At 49.6% G+C, this 19,367-nt stretch carries 19 protein-coding genes and 1 pseudogene; 12 read left to right on the top strand and 8 right to left on the bottom strand.

Annotated elements, in window-relative coordinates:
• The first annotated feature begins 33 nt into the window (after positions 1 to 33).
• The 5 genes from AC56AD_RS06605 to AC56AD_RS06585 are packed head-to-tail and all read left to right on the top strand — an operon-like array spanning position 34 to position 5,239.
• Positions 34 to 2,004: a CoB--CoM heterodisulfide reductase iron-sulfur subunit A family protein gene (locus AC56AD_RS06605; RefSeq protein ID WP_012508062.1), complete on the top strand. Its 1,971-nt coding sequence runs from the start codon at positions 34 to 36 to the stop codon at positions 2,002 to 2,004.
• A 52-nt stretch (positions 2,005 to 2,056) separates the two neighbouring features.
• The gene (locus AC56AD_RS06600; protein WP_012508061.1) at positions 2,057 to 2,506 is read left to right on the top strand and encodes a hydrogenase iron-sulfur subunit; all 450 of its coding nucleotides are present in this window, start codon (positions 2,057 to 2,059) and stop codon (positions 2,504 to 2,506) included.
• 12 nt (positions 2,507 to 2,518) lie between these two features.
• Positions 2,519 to 3,349, top strand: a complete 831-nt coding sequence (locus AC56AD_RS06595; RefSeq protein ID WP_012508060.1) for a 4Fe-4S dicluster domain-containing protein — start codon at positions 2,519 to 2,521, stop codon at positions 3,347 to 3,349.
• A 13-nt stretch (positions 3,350 to 3,362) separates the two neighbouring features.
• Positions 3,363 to 4,376, top strand: a complete 1,014-nt coding sequence (locus AC56AD_RS06590; protein ID WP_012508059.1) for a 4Fe-4S dicluster domain-containing protein — start codon at positions 3,363 to 3,365, stop codon at positions 4,374 to 4,376.
• A gap of 47 nt (positions 4,377 to 4,423) precedes the next feature.
• Positions 4,424 to 5,239: an FAD/NAD(P)-binding protein gene (locus AC56AD_RS06585; protein ID WP_012508058.1), complete on the top strand. Its 816-nt coding sequence runs from the start codon at positions 4,424 to 4,426 to the stop codon at positions 5,237 to 5,239.
• Between the two features lie 18 nt (positions 5,240 to 5,257).
• Here AC56AD_RS06585 and murB read toward each other — a convergent pair whose 3' ends face one another.
• A complete protein-coding gene (gene murB, locus AC56AD_RS06580) occupies positions 5,258 to 6,883 on the bottom strand; it encodes a UDP-N-acetylmuramate dehydrogenase (protein ID WP_223294000.1) in 1,626 nt (541 codons plus the stop codon).
• A gap of 197 nt (positions 6,884 to 7,080) precedes the next feature.
• Here murB and AC56AD_RS06575 point away from each other — a divergent pair, with 197 nt between their 5' ends.
• Positions 7,081 to 9,396, top strand: a complete 2,316-nt coding sequence (locus tag AC56AD_RS06575; protein ID WP_012508056.1) for a tetratricopeptide repeat protein — start codon at positions 7,081 to 7,083, stop codon at positions 9,394 to 9,396.
• 54 nt (positions 9,397 to 9,450) lie between these two features.
• Positions 9,451 to 9,816 carry a hypothetical protein gene (locus AC56AD_RS06570; RefSeq protein WP_012508055.1) on the top strand — a complete coding sequence of 122 codons (366 nt, stop codon included), beginning with the start codon at positions 9,451 to 9,453 and terminating at the stop codon, positions 9,814 to 9,816.
• Between the two features lie 39 nt (positions 9,817 to 9,855).
• Here the strand turns inward: AC56AD_RS06570 and AC56AD_RS06565 are convergent, their stop codons facing one another.
• Positions 9,856 to 11,184 (bottom strand): two-component system sensor histidine kinase NtrB, encoded by a 1,329-nt coding sequence (locus tag AC56AD_RS06565; protein WP_012508054.1) that lies wholly within the window; start codon positions 11,182 to 11,184, stop codon positions 9,856 to 9,858.
• Between the two features lie 315 nt (positions 11,185 to 11,499).
• Between AC56AD_RS06565 and AC56AD_RS06560 the strand changes: the two genes are divergently transcribed.
• Positions 11,500 to 11,964 carry a DUF2141 domain-containing protein gene (locus AC56AD_RS06560; protein ID WP_041526742.1) on the top strand — a complete coding sequence of 155 codons (465 nt, stop codon included), beginning with the start codon at positions 11,500 to 11,502 and terminating at the stop codon, positions 11,962 to 11,964.
• A gap of 114 nt (positions 11,965 to 12,078) precedes the next feature.
• Positions 12,079 to 12,771, top strand: coding sequence for a metallophosphoesterase family protein (locus AC56AD_RS06555; protein WP_012508052.1), 693 nt, complete (start codon positions 12,079 to 12,081; stop codon positions 12,769 to 12,771).
• A gap of 29 nt (positions 12,772 to 12,800) precedes the next feature.
• On the opposite strand, the gene cobS is transcribed toward AC56AD_RS06555, so the two are convergent.
• Genes cobS through cobU form a run of 3 tightly spaced genes read right to left on the bottom strand, consistent with a single transcriptional unit; the run spans position 12,801 to position 15,221 of the window.
• Complete coding sequence (gene cobS, locus AC56AD_RS06550; RefSeq protein ID WP_012508051.1) at positions 12,801 to 13,565, bottom strand: adenosylcobinamide-GDP ribazoletransferase; 765 nt, start codon at positions 13,563 to 13,565, stop codon at positions 12,801 to 12,803.
• Positions 13,566 to 13,568: 3 nt separating this feature from the next.
• Positions 13,569 to 14,633 carry a nicotinate-nucleotide--dimethylbenzimidazole phosphoribosyltransferase gene (gene cobT / locus AC56AD_RS06545; protein ID WP_012508050.1) on the bottom strand — a complete coding sequence of 355 codons (1,065 nt, stop codon included), beginning with the start codon at positions 14,631 to 14,633 and terminating at the stop codon, positions 13,569 to 13,571.
• Between the two features lie 51 nt (positions 14,634 to 14,684).
• Complete coding sequence (gene cobU / locus AC56AD_RS06540) at positions 14,685 to 15,221, bottom strand: bifunctional adenosylcobinamide kinase/adenosylcobinamide-phosphate guanylyltransferase (protein ID WP_012508049.1); 537 nt, start codon at positions 15,219 to 15,221, stop codon at positions 14,685 to 14,687.
• A gap of 547 nt (positions 15,222 to 15,768) precedes the next feature.
• Here cobU and AC56AD_RS06535 point away from each other — a divergent pair.
• Positions 15,769 to 16,269, top strand: a complete 501-nt coding sequence (locus AC56AD_RS06535) for a DUF4402 domain-containing protein (RefSeq protein ID WP_012508048.1) — start codon at positions 15,769 to 15,771, stop codon at positions 16,267 to 16,269.
• Positions 16,270 to 16,440: 171 nt separating this feature from the next.
• Here the strand turns inward: AC56AD_RS06535 and tnpA are convergent, their stop codons facing one another.
• From tnpA to AC56AD_RS06520, 3 genes and pseudogenes are all read right to left on the bottom strand, one after another.
• Entirely contained in the window at positions 16,441 to 16,884 is a 444-nt protein-coding gene (gene tnpA, locus AC56AD_RS06530; RefSeq protein ID WP_012508047.1) for an IS200/IS605 family transposase, read from the bottom strand.
• Between the two features lie 91 nt (positions 16,885 to 16,975).
• Positions 16,976 to 17,191 (bottom strand): annotated as a pseudogene (locus AC56AD_RS06525) (IS1634 family transposase); the annotation flags it as partial.
• Entirely contained in the window at positions 17,175 to 17,411 is a 237-nt protein-coding gene (locus tag AC56AD_RS06520) for a DUF4372 domain-containing protein (RefSeq protein ID WP_012508045.1), read from the bottom strand. The pseudogene AC56AD_RS06525 and the gene AC56AD_RS06520, both read right to left, overlap by 17 nt.
• 230 nt (positions 17,412 to 17,641) lie before the next feature.
• On the opposite strand from AC56AD_RS06520, the gene AC56AD_RS06515 reads away from it, so the two are divergent.
• On the top strand, positions 17,642 to 18,169 hold the full coding sequence (locus AC56AD_RS06515; protein ID WP_012508044.1) for a DUF4402 domain-containing protein: 528 nt from the start codon (positions 17,642 to 17,644) through the stop codon (positions 18,167 to 18,169).
• A 250-nt stretch (positions 18,170 to 18,419) separates the two neighbouring features.
• A complete protein-coding gene (locus tag AC56AD_RS06510; RefSeq protein ID WP_012508043.1) occupies positions 18,420 to 19,295 on the top strand; it encodes a fimbrial biogenesis chaperone in 876 nt (291 codons plus the stop codon).
• Positions 19,296 to 19,367 lie beyond the last annotated feature (72 nt).

Genomic DNA, 19,367 nt, shown 5'->3' with positions numbered 1-19,367 from the left:
AGCCTGGCGGCTTCATACTAAAAGATTGAATTAATGGCAAAAATTGGAGTATTCATTTGTCACTGCGGCGAAAATGTCGCAGCCAAGGTTGATTGTACCAGGCTGGCTGCCGCCATGGGGGAACACCCTGGTGTTGCGGTCTCTGTCGAATACAAATATTTCTGCTCGGATCCTGGCCAGGAAAGCGTCAAAAAAGCGATTCGCGATAATAACCTTACCGGGATAGTCATTGCTGCCTGTTCACCGAGAATGCATGAAGCCACCTTCCGCAAGGCATGTGCTGAAGCGGGTCTGAACCCCTATCTCTGTGAAATCGCCAACATTCGGGAACAATGTTCATGGGTGCATACCGACGTGAATATGGCAACTGAAAAAGCCATGGACATCACCCGTTCAATGGTCGAAAAGGTAAAGCGCAACAACAAACTCCAGCCTATTGAGGTACCGGTAACCCGCAGGGCTCTGGTCATCGGAGGAGGTATCGCGGGACTCCAGGCTGCGCTTGATATTGCCAATGCCGGCCAGGAAGTTGTGCTTGTCGAGCGTGAACCCTCACTTGGCGGTCACATGGCCCAGTTGTCGGAAACCTTCCCGACACTCGACTGCTCGCAGTGCATTATGACCCCCCGGATGGTTGAGACCGCCCAACATCCAAATATTCGACTTCTTACCTATGCGGAAGTCGAGAGTGTTGATGGCTACATCGGCAATTTCAAGGTCAGGATCCGCATGAAATCGCGCTATGTTGACATACACAAATGTACAGGCTGTGGTGAGTGCATGACCAAATGCCCGGTCAAAAAAATCTCAAGTGAATTTGACTGCGCTCTTGGCAAACGTACAGCAATTTATACCCCCTTCGCCCAATCCGTTCCGAACATACCGGTTATTGACAAGGCAAGTTGCATCTTCTTTAAAAACGGTAAATGCAAGGTATGCCAGAAAACCTGTCAAATCAATGCGATTGATTTTGAGATGCAGGATGAATTCATAGATCTCGAAATAGGAGCTATTGTTGTCGCAACAGGGTTCCAGATCCAGAACACGGCTGTATACGGCGAGTATGGCTACGGAAAATTTCCGGACGTCATCACCGGCCTGCAATTTGAACGCCTCGCTTCAGCAAGCGGCCCTACTGCCGGAAAAATTCTTCGTCCTTCTGACGGATCGGAGCCGCAAAATGTTGTTTTTATCCAATGTGCAGGGTCACGCGATCCATCAAAAGGGGTACGCTATTGCTCCAAGATCTGCTGCATGTACACCGCAAAACATGCCATGCTCTACGCCCATAAGGCGCATGAGGGAAAAACCCATATTTTTTATATGGATATCCGTGCGGCAGGAAAAGGCTATGATGAATTTACCCGGCGTGCTATTGAAGATGATGAAGCATCCTATATCCGGGGCAGAGTGAGCAAAGTATGGCAGGAAAACGGCAAACTGATGGTACGGGGTGTCGATACCCTTCTCGGCAAGCCCGTTACCGTCGTTGCTGATATGGTTGTTCTTGCCACCGCTATGGTACCACAGTCCGATGCCAAAGAGTTTGCAAAAATCATCGGTATCGCTTATGACGAATACGGTTTTTACAACGAAGCCCATCTCAAGCTCCGCCCTGTTGAATCATCCACGGCTGGCGTATTCCTTGCCGGAGCATGCCAGTCGCCAAAAGATATTCCCGACTCGGTTGCCCAGGCATCGGCAACGGCAAGCAAGGTACTCGCCCTCTTCAGCAAGGAGACGCTTGAGCGCGAACCGGTTATTGCCATGAACAACGAGGCAACCTGCGCCGGATGCTGGGGCTGCGTTCTCGCCTGTCCCTACAATGCCATCGAGAAAAAAGATATTCGCGACCGTTCCGGTCGACTTATTAAACAGGTCGCATATATCAATCCCGGCCTCTGTCAAGGCTGTGGCACCTGTGTAACCTTTTGCCGCTCGAACAGTATCGATCTGGCAGGATTTACTGAAAAACAGATCTTTGCTGAAGTGATGGGCCTCTGAAAAGCCCGTTTTTTACCGTGAACGAAAAGAACCCTGCTACAGGAGTAAGCTGATGAGTGAACCATTTGAACCGAAGATTGTTGCTTTTGTCTGTACCTACTGCACCTATGCCGGAGCTGATCTGGCGGGAACCAGTCGGCTGAAATACGCACCCAATGTCCGCATTGTCCGTCTTCCCTGTACAGGAAGAATCAGCCCTATGTTTATTCTGAAAGCACTGCAGAAGGGGGCGGACGGTGTACTTGTCAGCGGCTGCCATCCGGGTGACTGCCATTTTACTCACGGCAACTACCACGCACGTCGCCGCTGGATTGTTTTTCGCGCCCTCCTTGACTTCGCAGGCATATCGCCGGAACGGGTAAAATATTCATGGATAAGCGCTGCTGAAGGGGGAAAGTTTGCCGATCTCATCAACAGCGTCACGGAAGATATTCGTACTCTTGGCCCTTTTGATCAATATCACCAATTGATCAAAGAGAGTGAATCACCGGCGACACTTTAAAATCAACAGGTAATGATTACACAGGAAAAATACAGAACCGCAGTCAAAGAGCTTCTTGCCAGCGGAACGGTAAAAATGGTTATTGGCTACAAACCAGGCTCAACCTCCGACCGGCGCCGACCACTCTTTATCCGCACCTCTGAAGAGGCTGATCAGCTTGTGCTCGACAGTCTCTGCGTCACAAATCTCTCGGGATATCTTGTTGCCGAAGGGCTGCTGAGCGATGAAAAAAAGGTCGGCATTTTTCTGCGACCCGAAGGAATTCGCTCCATCAATATCCTCGCCGCAGAATCACAACTCAATGCCGACCAGGTCGTTATCCTCGGATTCGACTCCATCGACAGAGCGGTCAGCCCGTTACAGGGCCGCCATGCCAGCGACTTCTCCGATCTGATAGGCGACAGCAAGGAACACCCCAGGCAAATACCTGAAGAGCCTCTTCTTGAGCGTATCGGGAAAATGGATACACGGGAACGATTCGACTTCTGGCAGGAGGAGTTTTCACGCTGCATCAAATGCTATGCCTGCCGCCAGGCTTGTCCCATGTGCTACTGCCGCCGATGCATTGTTGACAACAATCAGCCTCAGTGGATCAATACCTCATCGCATACCCTCGGCAATTTCGAATGGAATATTGTCCGGGCATTTCACCTTGCCGGACGATGCGTTCAATGCGGCAACTGCGACCGCGCCTGCCCCGTCAACATCCCGCTCCGCCTCATCAACCAAAGAATGGCCAAAGAGGTGATGGAGGAATTCGATCATTTTGCAGGGTTAAGCCAGACCCAGGAGCCGGTACTTGCAAGTTTCAAAAAGGACGACACCGAGACATTCATTCTCTAAGTAACCAACACGTATGACAAGAATCCTTTTCAGCGATAAACTTGACCATTGTGTCACAAAATGGCGCTCGGCGGGTCTTGAGGTCATTGGCCCTGTGCGGGGAGAGTCTCTTTCAACATATGCCGCAGTTGAAAACGGCGCAGAGCTCGATTTCGGCATGGTGCTGCCCGACCGCTCACTCAAGGAACTTTTTTTTCCGCAGACGGAACCAATGGTGCGTTACACCATCAAAAAAAATGAGATCGACACGGTTGACTTCACTCCCCCGCAGGGAAAAAGAATCATCTTCGGTGCAAGGGCCTGCGACGCTTCCGGTCTGGCTATTGACGATCCCCTGTTTGGATGGGACTACAAGGATGAATACTGGTTTCAGCGACGCAATGAATCGGTTATCGTCACCATTGCATGCACAACCGCTGACGACTTCTGCATGTGCACCTCGCTCAAACTGGCGCCAGACAGCACAAAAGGCTCCGACATCCTTCTGCGTCCTCTTGAAAGGAACAGGGGATGGCTGGTTGAGGAGCTGACCGATCGAGGTCGTGAAGCATTCGCAATAATATCCGACTATCTCCAGGAGGGCTCAGAACCAGCGCTTCCGACCGTCGTCGTGCCCGAAAAATTTAATCTCGACGCCTGCGTTACCTGGCTGCAAAACCCTGAAAACTTCGACAGCAAATTCTGGAAAGAGATCTCGATGCGCTGTATTGGCTGCGCCTCCTGTACCTATCTCTGTCCCACCTGCCACTGCTTCGACATTCAGGACGAGGGGGATACCTACAGCGGTATCAGAAGAAAAAACTGGGATAGTTGCTCCTTCTCCCTCTTTACCATGCACACCTCTGGCCATAACCCTCGCTCAACGCAGTCGGCACGCTGGCGCCAGCGCATCATGCACAAATTCAACTATTTTCCCGGCAAATTCAACGTCAACAGTTGCAGCGGATGTGGCCGCTGTTCACGCCAGTGCCCGGTTGACATGGGAATTACAGAGACTTTACAAGAGATTTCAAAATTACAGCCGTGACAGAAACCATCCAAAGCACACCAGCGAACATCTACAAACCGGCTATCATGAAAATCGTCGCCCGCCACGACGAAGCTCCCGGAGTGAAAACCCTGAGGCTTGAATTTCAGAACCCGGACGACCTTGAGCAGTTCAAAAAAACGTTCCGTACCGGCATGTTCGGACTCTACGGTATTTACGGCGAGGGAGAAAGCACCTTCTGCGTCGCAAGCCCTGAAACCCGCAACGACTATATTGAATGTACCTTCCGCCAGTCCGGCAGGGTAACATCTGTTTTGGCAAATGCTGATATCGGTGACCTCATAACCTTCCGGGGACCCTACGGAAACCGCTTTCCCATTGAGGAGTTCTATGGCAAAAACCTCCTCTTCATTTCGGGAGGTATAGCCCTGCCACCGACGCGAAGTGTCATCTGGTCATGCCTCGACCAACGTGAAAAATTCGGGCATGTCACCATTGTCTATGGAGCCCGTACCGTCGCCGATCTGGTCTACAAACATGAACTGGAAGAGTGGGAAAATCGCGCTGATGTCGATCTTGTCCTTACCGTCGATCCAGGTGGAGAATCACCCGACTGGAAGCACCGGGTCGGCTTCGTGCCTACCGTGCTTGAGGAGGCTGCCCCCTCTCCCGAAAACTGTATAGCCGTCATTTGCGGGCCCCCAATCATGATCAAGTTCACCCTGATCTCGCTCAAAAAGCTTGGCTTTGATGAAGCAAACGTCTATACAACACTTGAAAATCGCATGAAATGCGGAGTTGGCAAATGCGGACGATGCAATGTAGGCTCGGTCTATGTCTGCAAGGAGGGACCGGTCTTTACGGCAGCGGAAGTTTCCCGAATGCCAGCAGCCGATTTGTAACTCCTCTGTTCAGGGAATTCAAACAAGACGAATCCTGAAAAAATGAGCCGGCTGGTGAAAATCAGCCGGTAATGAGGGATGCTGCCACCAGGGAAATAGGGCATACTCCCCTTTTCCTGAAGATGCACAACATTGCAGCAGAAGAAGCTCCCCTGTAACAAAAGGCTCAATCAATTCCCACGACAACTCCATCCCAAACTGCCCCTCACCCTGCACCATGCGCACCTGTTTTTCCCATGGCTCCGGTGAAAGCACTTCACAGCCTCTCTCCCTTTTTCTTGGCGCCTCGAAACGAAGCGCAACCCAGTGGGCGTCAGGAGTCATTTCAAACTCAAGATAGCCTCCAGCAGGATCCCCGGAAGCGATAAAAAGTTCGGAAACACTGTAGTGCCACAGTCCGTCGGTAAAACTTCCAGCCGGAATGACAGATGGCGGTTTTACTACAAAAAGAGCTTCATACTTGCCAAGAGTTGTCCAGCGAAGAAAAGGCGCTGCAGGATCGGCGGCGGCATCCTGAAGCGAAAGCAGTTGCTCAACAGAGACAAACACTGAGGCCGGAAACTCCCTGTCGAGACCGGAATAACCAACAAGAGGCCCATGCATAAGCGTGCGGGGAAAAAGTGGATCCGGAAGGGAAACCAACTCCTCTTCCTGCGGATTCCATAAAAGACCAGCCCACCCCTTTGAAGAATCACGACGATCAGGCACAAACCGGACACCACACGATCCAAGCAGATCCGCATCAAACAACCCGATGCACTCAACCTCAAGATCGAGTTTGGCCCCAACCTGCTCCAAGGCCGCATCTTTCATGCGTCCGGCAAGCCTCAGGACGTCACCGGCAGTTGCCCCTCCCCTGTTATAGATAAAATTGGCATGGTGCTTGCTCACCATCGCGCCACCCTCCGACTGACCCTTGAAACCAAGCTCATCGAAGATAGTACCGCTTGAACGACCAAGAGCATAATTGTTTTTAAAGGTCGAACCGCAACTTGGAAAATCGAAATGGTGCTTTGCAGAACGCTCCTCCTCATATCCCTGCATCAAGCGGCTGATCTCCTCCACTGGTCTGATTTGAGGAAAACGCAAGAGGACGGCAACCACAATTTCCGGCTTCTCCATCAAAGAGGTCTGCTTGTATCCATAAAAGACCTCATCAGGCAACTGCCAGCGCAGACAACCCTCAAGAGAGATCGTCTGGATAGCGGCCGTAATTGCAGAGACCTCTCCCCCGAAACAGCGGGCATTCATCCTCACTGTAGCCCCAATCTGGCCGGGAAGCCGATACAGCCACTCTCCCCCATCCCTGCCAGACAGTAACAGCTCTTCAGCAATCCGGCTGTTCTCCACACCGGCCTCGCAGAACAACTCATCATCCGAAAGCCAGAAAAGTCGCTGCATCCCGCCCAGAGAGATCACCATACCGGGGAACTCATTATCAGAAAAAAGGATGTTGCTCCCACTCCCCATAAGGGCAAGAGAAAGTTGTTGATCAAGGCACCAGTGCAGCAGATCTGCAAGTTCCGCCGGACTGCCAGGCTGGGCAAAAAAACGGGCCTTACCCCCAATTCCGTAATAACCCCTCTTCCCAAGAGAGACATTTTCAAGAACAGAAGGCATTGTTGATGAGCGATAAAAGGTCATGCACCATAAAGATTTTTGTTTTTCCCCTGCGGATAAAAGATACGCAAGTGAACCGAAATGTTTTCTCTGAAGAGCTATTATCTCTGCCTGTTTGCATTTTATGTATTACATCTGTACTTTGTATTACAGGGTTATATAAGACAAGAAGAGTAGCTCGGTGAATATTTTTTTTTACGTCCGCAGCCAGCAGGTGTCCGATGAGATCCGTTTATAGAATACTTTTTCTCTTTGTTGCTCTCGCCTGTGCGGGGATTCAGGGCAGAGAGACTCTTCGGGCAGCAGTCAACAGGGATGTTGATGAACTTTACCGGGTCAAGCGTATCAAAATCATCGCAGAGAAAGATCTGGAGAATGCAGAGAAAAACAGCGAAGTGAATTCTGCCGATCTGGCACTGAACCTGAACAATATTGCCGGCTTGTACTATGCTCAAGGGCTCTATGCCGAAGCTGAACCACTTTTCAGGCGTGCGCTCGCCATCCGTGAAAAAATCCTCGACAGCAACCATCCTGATCTGGCAACCAGCCTGAACAATATCGCTGAGTTGTATAAGGTTCAGGGACGATACACCGAGGCCGAACCGCTCTTCAAGCGGGCGCTGGCCATCAGGGGAAAAATCTTTGGAGACAATCACCTTGATGTTGCCGTAAGCCTGAACAACCTGGCTGAGTATTATGGTACTCTCGACAAATATAGCGTGGCAACATCGCTCTCTCTCCGCTCACTTGCCATCCGTGAGAGACTCCTTGGCAAAGATCATCCTGATGTAGCCATGAGTCTGAACAACCTCGGAAGATTATACTTTGCCCAGGGTCGGTATGCAGAATCGGAGCAGCTCTTTAAACGTGCACTCCAGATTGATGAACGTCTGCTCGGCCAGAATCACCCTGATGTCGTCAGGCCTCTGAACAACCTGGGTGAACTCTATCAAATTCAGGGGAAATTCAGTGAAGCCGAGCCGCTGTATCTCCGGGCACTGGCCATCCGAGAAAAAAACCTTGACCCGTTTGATCCTCATCTGGCAACAAGTATCAACAATCTGGCAGGACTCTACTTTGTCGAGGGGCGCTATGCAGAAGCCGAATCGCTCTACCTGCAGGCACTCGCCATTCGGGAGAAGGCTCTTTATCCGGATGACCCCGATATTGCAACAAGTCTTAATAACCTTGGAGAGCTGTATAAAATGCAGGGGCGGTACAAAGAGGCTGAGCCACTCTTCAAACGTTCGTTGGCGATCCGGGAGAAGGTTTTTGGCCCTTTTCATTCCAAGGTATCCATCAGCCTGAACAGTCTTGCCGGGCTGTACTCGGCAGAGGGGAGATATGCAGAAATTGAAGCGCTCTCCAAACGGGCGCTCGCCATCCGGGAGAAGGTTTTTGGATCCGATCAGCCCGATATCGCTACATGCCTGAACAATCTGGCTGGATTTTACGCACTCCAGGCCAGATATCAGGAGGCCGAACCGCTCTACCTGCGGGCGCTCACTATCCATGAGAAAACATTCGGCAAGGAGCACCCCCGTGTAGCCCAGATTCTGAACAACCTGGCTGAGCTCTACAAAACCCAGGGGAGATACCAGGAAGCAGAGCCCCTCTACCTGCGTGCACTTGAAATCAGGGAGAAGAGCTTTGGCCTTGAGCACCCCGATGTTGCCAGGAGCCTGAACAACCTGGCCACACTGTACAGGGTTCAGGAAAAATACGCCACAGCACTGCCACTGATGAAACGGGCGCTGGCCATGCAGGAAAAAATCCTCGGCCCCGACCATCCTGATGTAGCAGTGAAGCTGAATAACCTGGCCTCCCTTTATTATGCCCAGGCTCAATATACACTGGCCGAACCGCTCTTTATACGAGCACAGCTCATCTTTGAAAAAGCCCTTGGTTCTGATTCTCCCGATCTTGCCTTCAGCATCAACAACATTGCTGCGCTCTATTATGCCCAGGGTCGGTACAAAGAGGTTGAACCGCTTTACAAGCGTACGCTTGCGATTTTTGAACACGCCTTTGTCTCCGATTCACCTGATGTTGCCCTGAGTCTTGATAATCTGGCGCAACTGTTTCTTACCGAGAAAAAGTACAGCGAAGCTGAGCCACTTTTCAGGCGAGCGCTCGCCATCCGGGAAAAACTGTTTGGCTCCCTTCACCCTGATGTGGCATTAAGCCTTAATAACCTGGCCTTACTCTACAATGATCAGGGTAAATACCATGAAGCAACACCTCTTCTGAACCGTTCGCTTGCAATCTGGGAGAAAACGTTTGGCCCCTATCACACCAATGTAGCCGTGAGTTTGAATAACCTGGCGGTGATTTATGTAGCCCAGGGGCAGTATAAAGAGGCCGAACCGTTATCGTTGCGTTCACTGGCAATCATCGAAAAAAATCTTGGACTGATTCACCCAAATGTTGCAACACTCCTTGAAAATTTAGCGGTCATCTATTCGCATACCGGGCGCAAAAGCGATGCTGATGCAACGGAAAAACGGGCCATCGACATCCGCTCGATTAAACGATAATCGAATAACAGGCAAACTGTTGACGGTAACAGAACAAAATTAACGTATAGCATCATGAAACCCTTCGAAACAACAGGCGCATCAAGGTATCTGAAAGTGCTCCTTTTCACTGGTACCGCTCTTGCAGGATGCTCTTCCCTCTCATCCGCAGCGCCGCTCATTATCGGCGATACATACGGCGGAGGTAAAGTGGCTTATATTCTGCAGCAGGGAGATGTGGGCTACCTTGACACACCGGAACAAACCATGATTGCTGCCAAGGTCGATATAACCGGGCATCTCTTCTGGTCTGACAATAAAACAGCATGTGACAAACTGACGTGTCCGGGCTATATCAGCTCTTTGCCAAAAGGGTTGTTACGCAACAAGGAGTGTGTTGCCAGCAAAGGGAGCCCAGCTCCGTCAGCAGAGCTTCGATAACCCCTTGTCCACTATGGAGCGATGGCATCCAAAAGTTCATCAGATTTGCGGGCAAGCCGGGACACGGGGCAAATAGATCGCGAATGTCGTCCCTGTGCCTTTTATGCTGGAGGCAAAAATCGCTCCATGGTTCTGTTGTACGATGCCATAAACCATTGCAAGCCCAAGACCCGCGCCATCACCCATGAATTTGGTGGTAAAATAGGGCTCAAAAACATAATCGAGAACCTCCTTCTCCATCCCGAAGCCATCATCCCGGACCTCAAGCAAGACGTAATCGCCAGGAATCAGTTCAGAATGATCGTGACAGAAATCAGCTTCAACAACAACATTGCGGGTCACAATAAAAAGGGTACCGTTCACCTTGATGGCATCCCTTGCATTGAGAGCAAGATTGGTCATTATCTGATCTATTTGCACGGCATCTATCTTCACTGACCAGAGAAGAGTTCCTGGAGCAAAGATCAGCTTGATATGCTCACCAAGAATGTGTCCAAGCATTCTCAGAATAGTAGTTATCGCAGCATTGAAATCGAGCACCTTCGGATGGATTATCTGCTTTCGGGCAAAGGCAAGCAGTTGACGAACAATCCCTGCAGATCTCATGACGGAATTCTGAAGATCGGAAAGGGTCAGCCGCACACTCTCCGAAAGCTCCCCCATTGAGAGTAAATACTCGATATTACCAAGCTGCACCTGCAGCATATTGTTCATATCATGCGCAACACCACCCGCAAGCCTCCCGATTGACTCCATCTTCTGAGCCTGAACCAAAGTTATCTGAATCGCCGCATGCTCTCTCTCAATCCGCTTCTGGCGGGTGACATCAGAAAGCGCCATGCAGCATGACTGGCCATCATCCTGAATGACAGCATCAATATGCACGGTACATCGCAAAGTCGCAGAGAGACTCTCGTAACAAAGCGTAAGATCACAAGAGCCTTGCGCCTGATGGCTGAAAACCCTCTCCATCAGCGCTTTAAAAACCCTCATCTCTTCAGGAGCGACAAAGAGCGCCATACAGGAGCCCTTCAACAAGGAGCGATCCACACCAAACATCGTTGTTGCCGTAAGATTAGCATCAAGAATGGTGCCATCGACAGCAAGCGTCAGATAGCCCACAGGAGCGAAATCGTAAAGCCTGGTATAGCGTGCAAGAGCATCTTCCAGCTCATCCTTCGACTGAAGCAGCTCCTCCTGCTGCATTTGAAGTTCAATCTGATGAACCGACAACTCATGGATCATCCGATGCATATCACCCTGCGACAGGGAAAAACCCTGCTCACCAGGCTGGCTTTTTCGAAGATGATCCTCTGCCCGACATCGCAATTCAGAAATATCCGTCACGGTGGCTTGGCTTTTTTTCATCGCGGTTTCCCGTATTTCAAACACTGTTTTTTCTCAGACAGTCCAGCATCACCACAGTTACAATGGGAGATGGAAACTCTGTCATCAACACATCCGGGTTGCTGATAGAGCTATTTAGCTTTAATTCGCAATGTTTACAAGATATAAACGAAAACAGCAGCATCGAAACCGGTTATCACGCTCTATCCATGTTATCTGCTTGTACCTGATGCCATGATTACCGATATTGGGTCAATACTCACAACGTGAGTGAAGTCGCAATGTTGAGTGATCATGCTCTTGATGAAACCCTGTGAAACGTATCTCCTTCTCGCTATGAAGAACATTTTCTTTTTTGTTGTACTCTTTTTTATAGGTACCGCAACTCTGTCCGCCGATGAAATCAACAAAACAACAGCCGCCCAAACCGGAAAAATCACGGTACACATCATAGAGTTAAAGCACCTTAAGGGCATGCTTGGCGTTTCACTCTACAACTCAAAAAAAGGGTTTCCCGGCAAACATGAGCAAGCTTATACCTCGGAACTGAAAAAAATCTCCGGCACTACCGAAACCGTTGTCTTCGAAGATCTTCCTTACGGTAGTTACGCCGTCAGCATCATGCACGACGAAAACAATAATGGAAAACTTGATACCAACTTTATCGGGATACCAAAAGAGGGTGTCGGGGTTTCAAACAACCCGAAAATTGGAATGGGCGGACCTAAATTCAACGATTCCGTTTTTACGCTCGACACCAAGGAGCTTGAGGTGACGGTTGAAATGAAATATTTTAAATAGCGCAGACTCACCACCATTTTCAATCAACAAAACAGCAGAAACCAGAAGAGTTGCATCGGCAATCCTGCTTGAAAGCATGGATATTGTTGCAATACAGAATATGTTACTACCGCAATGCAACCTTTGTTATCAGAAACCCGTCGGATCATCGCTATCGGAGATATCCACGGCTGCCTCCATCCCCTCAAAAAACTGATCCGGCAGATTAAGCCTGAAGCTGAAGATCAGCTTCTTTTTTTAGGCGATATGATTGACCGTGGTAATCACTCAAAAGAGGTAATTGACTTTCTCATCGAACTCAGCAGCAGGTACTCCTGCCATTTCCTTATGGGCAATCATGAGTTGATGTTTCTTGATTATCTCGACAACTGCAGCTCAGACAACTGGCTCGGCAACGGAGGGCAGGCCACCCTTGCATCCTACAACAGCCTCGACGGCTGCGATCTGGAGGAAGAGCACCTGCTCTTTATTCGTAATTGCCGGCACTTCATTGAAACCGAGCACTATTTCTTTACCCATGGAGGCCTCGATCCTGAACTCTCCATCAAAGATAATATCCGTTACTACAAACCTGAAGAGTTCTGCTGGCAACGGGTGCACATGCGTACCACCTTCCTTGAAAGCAACAACTACAAATGGGAAAAAACCGTTGTCTGCGGCCACACCGCAATTCCTGTACCAGTAATGCTTGAACGGCTGATCGCCATCGACACCGGTTGCGTCTACAGCAAAAACCCGCTCATGGGGAGGCTGACGGCTGTGATCCTGCCGGAAAGAAAAATCGTTCAGGTTGAAAACCGTGACTGATCACTGTTTCGCCCCCAACAAAACAGAGACTACGCCTTGAGAGCGGCAGAGAGCGCTGCCGCAATCCAGACAAACAACTCGGTCACCTCACTTCCTGCCCCAAGCACATCGCCGGTAACTCCCCCGATTTTGCGGTAACTCAAGAGGCCAGTCAACAAAGCGGCAGCGAGTGCGGCGCTTATCATTGCGACAACGGCATAAAGGTTGGCATAAAGGTCGGCATGAAGAAGCGGAAAAAGAAACAAGAGCGTCAGCGCGGAGGTAACCACGATATGGACAACACCTGCCCCGCTTACAAAAGATTGCGCCGTGCCTCCCTCCCGGCGGGCGTAAGGGAGCGCTGAGGCGAGGAGAACCTGCACCCAGCGGGCAAGCAGTACCCCTGCAGCAATGCATGCAAACGCTCCGATATCAACCAGCTTAAGGATGGCAATCCATTTGAGCAGCATCATGCCGGAGAGAGCGATGGCTCCAAAAGAGCCGACGTTGGGATCCTTCATAATCCGCAGAGCCGACTCCCTCGTCCTGCCCCCCCAGAAACCATCAGCCAGATCGGCAAGCCCATCGGCATGCATTCCTCTGGTAAGCGCAATACCGCCAAGCACCACAAACGCAGCCGACAGCTCATTCCAGCCAAGAAGAGAGGTAAAATAGCCGAGCGCCGCCTGGATAGATCCAAGCAGCAACCCCACAACAGGAAACCAGAAAAGCGAGCGGCTGAAGGTGTCGGTCTCCTTTCCGGGAACAGGAAAGAGGGTAAGTGTTCTCAACGCTGTAACAAGGCCGCTCAGCATCCCCTACTCCCCGCTTTTTTCACTGACCCTTGCAGCACTGAAGGTGGCCATCTCATTGTAAATTTTTACAGCGCCCTCAATAAGCTGCATAGCAATAGCCGCACCCGTCCCCTCACCAAGGCGAAGATCAAGATCAAGAATCGGCCGGGCGCCAAGCTTCTCCATAACTGCCCTGTGCCCCTGTTCATTGGAGAGATGGCTGAAAAAAAGATAGTCTTCAACTGCCGGGCAGAGTTTGAGCGCCACCACCGCTCCTGCAGAAGAGATAAAGCCATCAACAACCACAGGAGTGCGGGCTGCGGCTGCGCCAAGAATGAATCCGGCAATGGCCGCAATTTCGTAACCACCAAGCGCGGCAAGCGTCGCGAACGGCGTGGTGCAGCGGGAGCCATTAACGGCAATCGCCTGTTTGATAACAGCAATCTTGTGGAGCAGGCGCTCATCATCAATACCGGTGCCCCTTCCTGTAATGCTCTCAACCGATACATCAAGCAAAACAGCATAGAGCGCCGTTGCCGGAGTGGTATTGGCAATCCCCATCTCACCGGTTCCAAGGAGATGGTAGCCCGCCTCCTGGGCTTCAGCCGCCAGTTCAGCACCGCAAAGCAGAGCCTGCAGGGCATCCTCCTCACTCATGGCGGGGCCGGTAGCCATATTGGCGCTTCCCGGCTGCACCTTTCTTTTGACGAGCCCTGCCAGATCAGGAAAATCATGGTTCACACCCATATCCACCACATCGAGGTCAACACCCGCATGACGCGTCAGCACATTAATGGCCGCTCCGCCACCGAGCATGTTATAAACCATCTGAGGAGTCACCTCTGCCGGAAAAGCCGAAACCCCTTCAGCCGCCACACCATGATCGGCGGCAAAACAGCAGATTTTCTTTTTTGAAAGCAACGGGCTCAGGTTGCCGGTCGCCAGAACATATTTAAGAGCAATCTCCTCCAAACGGCCAAGACTCCCCTGCGGTTTGGTCAAATCATCAAGATGGGCTCGGGCCGCATCACTCAGCGACCGGGAGGCAGGTTTAATTCGATCCAGCAATAACTGCAACTTTTCAGGCATGATAGATTCTCTCATTACTCTATTAATTGGTTACTCAATACATTTTCGAGGTTATTTCAGCCGAATCGGCAGACCACTGCAAAGCAGCCAAGCCTCCGTTGCGAGTGCGGCAACCCGCTGGTTGATGATACCGGCAATATCGCGAAACCTTCTGGCCATGGCATTCTCCGGCACAATGCCCATCCCCACCTCATTGGAAACAAGAATCATATCGCAGGGAGGATGACGCAATACCTCAAGAAAGCGCTCAATCTGCTGGTCAATCTCCCCCTCTCCCTTCCCCTCGCCGTAGTGCATCAGGTTTCCGGTCCAGACGGTCAGGCAATCGAGCAGCACCACATCAGTACCTTCCGGCAGGTGCAGGAGGGCACGATCAAGAGCAAGCGGCTCCTCAACCGTTGTGAACTGCTCACCCCGCTCCTCCCGATGCTTACTGATACGCTGTACCATCTCCCCGTCAAAGGGCTCCGCCGTCGCAAGAAAAACGCGACTGTAGTAAGGCTTTGCAAGCTGCAAGGCAAACGAGCTTTTACCGCTCCGCGCCCCGCCAGTGACATAATAAATATTCGGTGTGATGGTTCGTTCCATACAATATGCGTGCTGTTAAGATAACTTATTTCATGATTTCGCGTTACCGAAAGTCACCGTGAACACTCCGTAACAGCGCCCGCCATTGAGCGGTACAGAATATAGTGATCAGCAGGTAAGGCGCCCGAAAAAAAAGCTCTTTCTTTTCGCGATCCCCTCCCGGCATAAGTCAACCCACCAAATTCACCGAAAAAAGAAAGGGCTCCTGCTCCAGTGTATAAAAAACACGTATCATTCACCCCGCATATATATATACCCAAGCGCATCACCAGAGAGATCGCCGTTTCTAACTTTTTTTAAAACTCTATAAATAAACATTTTAAGATTTTTTCAATAAAAAAAATTGTAATAACGCGGAAATAATAAGGGGGTGGCGTATATATATTTATTTGCAAATATCCATATTTTATATATATTTCTACCAGTAGAAAGATGGCGCTGATCGGGAAAGGATGTTTTAACAAACCTTCATCAGGCAATCAGATTACAGAGCTTCCAGTTTTTTTGACAAACGATAGATATTTAAATCACACAAAGGAGAATTATCATGAAAAAAAGAATTTTGGCACTCGGATGTATGGCAGCTTTGCTTGCCTTTGGTAGTGAGGCTCAGGCGGAAACAGCTAGTGCGGATGCGGTAGCAAAAATTGTAACCGCTTTAACGATAACAAATTCCAATAAAGGGCTCTCTTTCGGAACCATGGTACCTGGTAGCGGAGGGAAAGTTACCGTTGCTGCAGATGGAACAGCCAATTTTGACGGTCCTACACAAATCAACGCAGGTACATCACCGACCAGAGCAGCCCAATTCTCTGTCAGTGGAGGTGCTAGCTGTATATGCGATATAGATGCAGAACAAAGCGTAGAATTGGTTGGAGACGCTGGACAAGGTAGCATGAAAGCTGAGTTGGCTGAATCTGCAACAAGCCTTACACTTGATCCTAAGGGTAAGGGAACATTCTCTGTTGGTGGTGTACTTGAGGTACCTTCAGATCAGAAGTCCGGAATATATGCCGGGACATTCAAAGTAACTGTTGTATATCAATAAGTAACACAAAGTCAATGCCTCTTCGCGAAAGATCTCCTTTCGAAGAAGAGGCATTATTTTATTTTAGCATCGTCTCCGCATAGCCGTTCGATACAAGCCCTCCACAAAAAGCGCATCAACTCCAATAAAGAATCCCCGCCGCAAGCAGCGGGGTATTGAAGATTTCCTCTTTTAGAACAGTGACAACTGATAATCACTGTAGCGTTTCTGATACGTACCGCCCTGCCCTTTGACATACTTGCCTATCATGTCTTCATTTCCATGCTTTCCAACCGTTCCGGCATAATACCCATCCGTCCACATCTCACCACCCCACAACAGTTTTTTTACTTTGGGACATCGCCTGAACACTTCTCGAGCAGAAATACTCTTTATCATCGTCACGATTTTCGTGACACTATACGTTGGCACTGATTGCACCAAAAAATGCACATGATCTTTATCTGTACCAATTTCCAGGAACTTGATCTGATAACGATTTTCTATGTCCAAGCACACGTCTTTTAGGACTTCATCCACCTCATTATCAAAAATCACGCGTCTATACTTTGCTGGTAGCACTATGTGATACATCAGAACGGTGACATTGTGGCTCTTGTGAATATATTCGCTCATGCCAACTAATATACATCATATCACGCCGCAAGCGGCGGGGAATATGACCCGTAGAGATTTATAAAAAAAACACTACTGTCCAACTATAAAACGAGTTTTTCAGGTCGTCGAAGCACTTCTCTACTGCATCCTTGTCACGGTAAACCCTCATGACTTCGATAGGATCCTTGATGCCATTGGAAAGCAGTGCCTGGAATCCCGCATATCGGCTAATGTGTCGGCTTATTGCTTCATTATTATACGTGACTACCAGGCCGCGCTTGGGCGTTCTCTTCTGAATAAGAAAATCATCATAAGCCTTCTTGTGCTCCACGAATGCCCATGAGATACCATTTGTTCTGCATGTCGAGCTGACATGTCGTGATATCACGAAGACTTTCTCGATAGGTCAGTTGTGCAAAGAACAGGGAGAGATATTGATCAAGGCAGATGAACGATTGAACCTTGAAAAGGCCGTTGTATCGCTTAACACCCAGGCGAAATTGATAAAGCGACAGGTGTTCAACCAACTTTTTTCCTGTGTACATCGATCATTCCTTGGTGAAGAATTATAAAATGATTGAAGATCGCAGGCATTTTCAAGTCGGTAACGGTTAAAAAACCTCGTATTCTATTTTATTATTATAATCTATATGGATTTATTTTTTCAACAGTTGGACACCAGTGATAAAAAACATATAAACGGTTTGTGATTTATATATATTGGAACCTATGTCGATATATACTTTATACCTTACTAAGAAAAAAATAACAACCTATGAAAAAGAGAATTTTGGCACTCGTCGGTATGGCTGCTTTGCTTGCTTCAGGGTCCAATGCCTATGCTGCAACAGGCCATGCAACAGCAACAATTGCGGGTGCGCTCACGGTTTCACAGGATGCAGATGGAGTGAATGGTGGCGTTCTAACCTTTGGACACATTATTCCCGATGCAGAAACACCAGGAACAGTTACGGTTGCTGCAAGTGGAACGAATGACTCTTTTGCTGTAACGGTGACCACTCAGATAACACAGAGTCCAGCTCAATTTGCTGTCTCAGGTGATAGTGGTACAGGTTATTCTGTAACTTTACCAGGTGCTGCAACTCTCCATAAAACTGGTGCTCTTGTTATTACTGACATGGCAGTTACAAACTTTACCAGTAACTTGATCGACAATAAAGGTACGCTGAGTGATCCTGCCGGTCAAGGAACTTTCAAGGTTGGCGCAAAACTGGCTGTCGCTGCAGCTCAGCCTTCAGGGGTCTACAATGGCACTTTTGATGTAACTGTATTATACCAATAAGTAACTCTTCGCAACTCGCATTCTCCTGTACACATACGGGAAGACTGGCATTAATTTTCCGGCTTCCCCGTATGTTGGGCGTAAAAGCAAACTCTTTTCGTTTCACTCCTGCACGGGAAAGCGTTACCATCACTCCCGCTTCATCCGCCAATAATCAATAGTGAATTACACGCTCTTTACCTATCTTGAGCGTATTGTTGCGCTTTTACGGTTCACTATGCCATCCTTAAAATAGTTTCTATTAACCTCTATGAACATCAAGCACCTGCTTTCGGCCCTCTTTATGATGGCTACATTTTGCAGTTCCACCAAATCAACCCTGGCTGCCGATGAGCCTGCTTCTGCTGGCTATTCACTTCAGGATCTGCTGGTAACCCCTACACGGATTGTCTTTGAGGGGAATATGCCGACCACTGAACTGGCTCTGGTCAACCGCAGCGACAAGGCGCACACCTATGCCATCTCCTTTGTGCAGTGTCGCATGAGCGAAAACGGAGAGATCAAGGAGATCGAGAAAGGTACCCCGGCTGATCCGAATGACCGCTTTGCTGATACCTTCGTCCGTTTTACCCCGCGCAGGGTGATCCTTGAGCCCCGCCAGGTGCAGATGGTGCGCATGATGTTGCGCAAACCCTCTGATCTTGCTGATGGTGAGTACCGCTCCCATCTCAGCTTTCGTTTGATACCCACTGCCGAGAATGCGGTCAAACCCGATTCGGTGAGCCGTGGTATACAGATCAAACTGGTGCCGATCTATGGAGTGACGATTCCGGTCATTGTGCGCCACGGTTCGCTGACAGCAACAGCACGACTGAGCGGCCTTCGTCTTGACCCGAAAGGCAATGAGGGGAAACCGGCGCTGGCTTTGACCATTCAGCGTGAAGGAACTCGCTCTACCTATGGTGATGTCGAGGTGCTCTGGAAAGCGCCGGGAAACAAGGCCATCTCCGTTGCCCTGATAAAAGGAGTGGCCGTTTATACACCCAATGCAAAACGCACCATGCTCCTTGCCCTCACCCCCCAAAAAGGTGTTGATTTTCGGAGCGGAGAGCTAATGGTCCGCTATACCGGTCAGGAAAATGGCGCTGAACAGGTACTCGCTGAAGGCAAGATTGCCGTTCCATAAAATCTCGCTCTTGCACTCCGCCACTCCCCCTGCCCCCCTTTGTTTCTTACCAGCCACATCCTCAGCTCCCGA

The organism is Pelodictyon clathratiforme (assembly GCF_982375515.1).
Note: the sequence above shows the minus strand (reverse complement) of the source record. Positions and strands in the feature narration are given on the sequence as shown.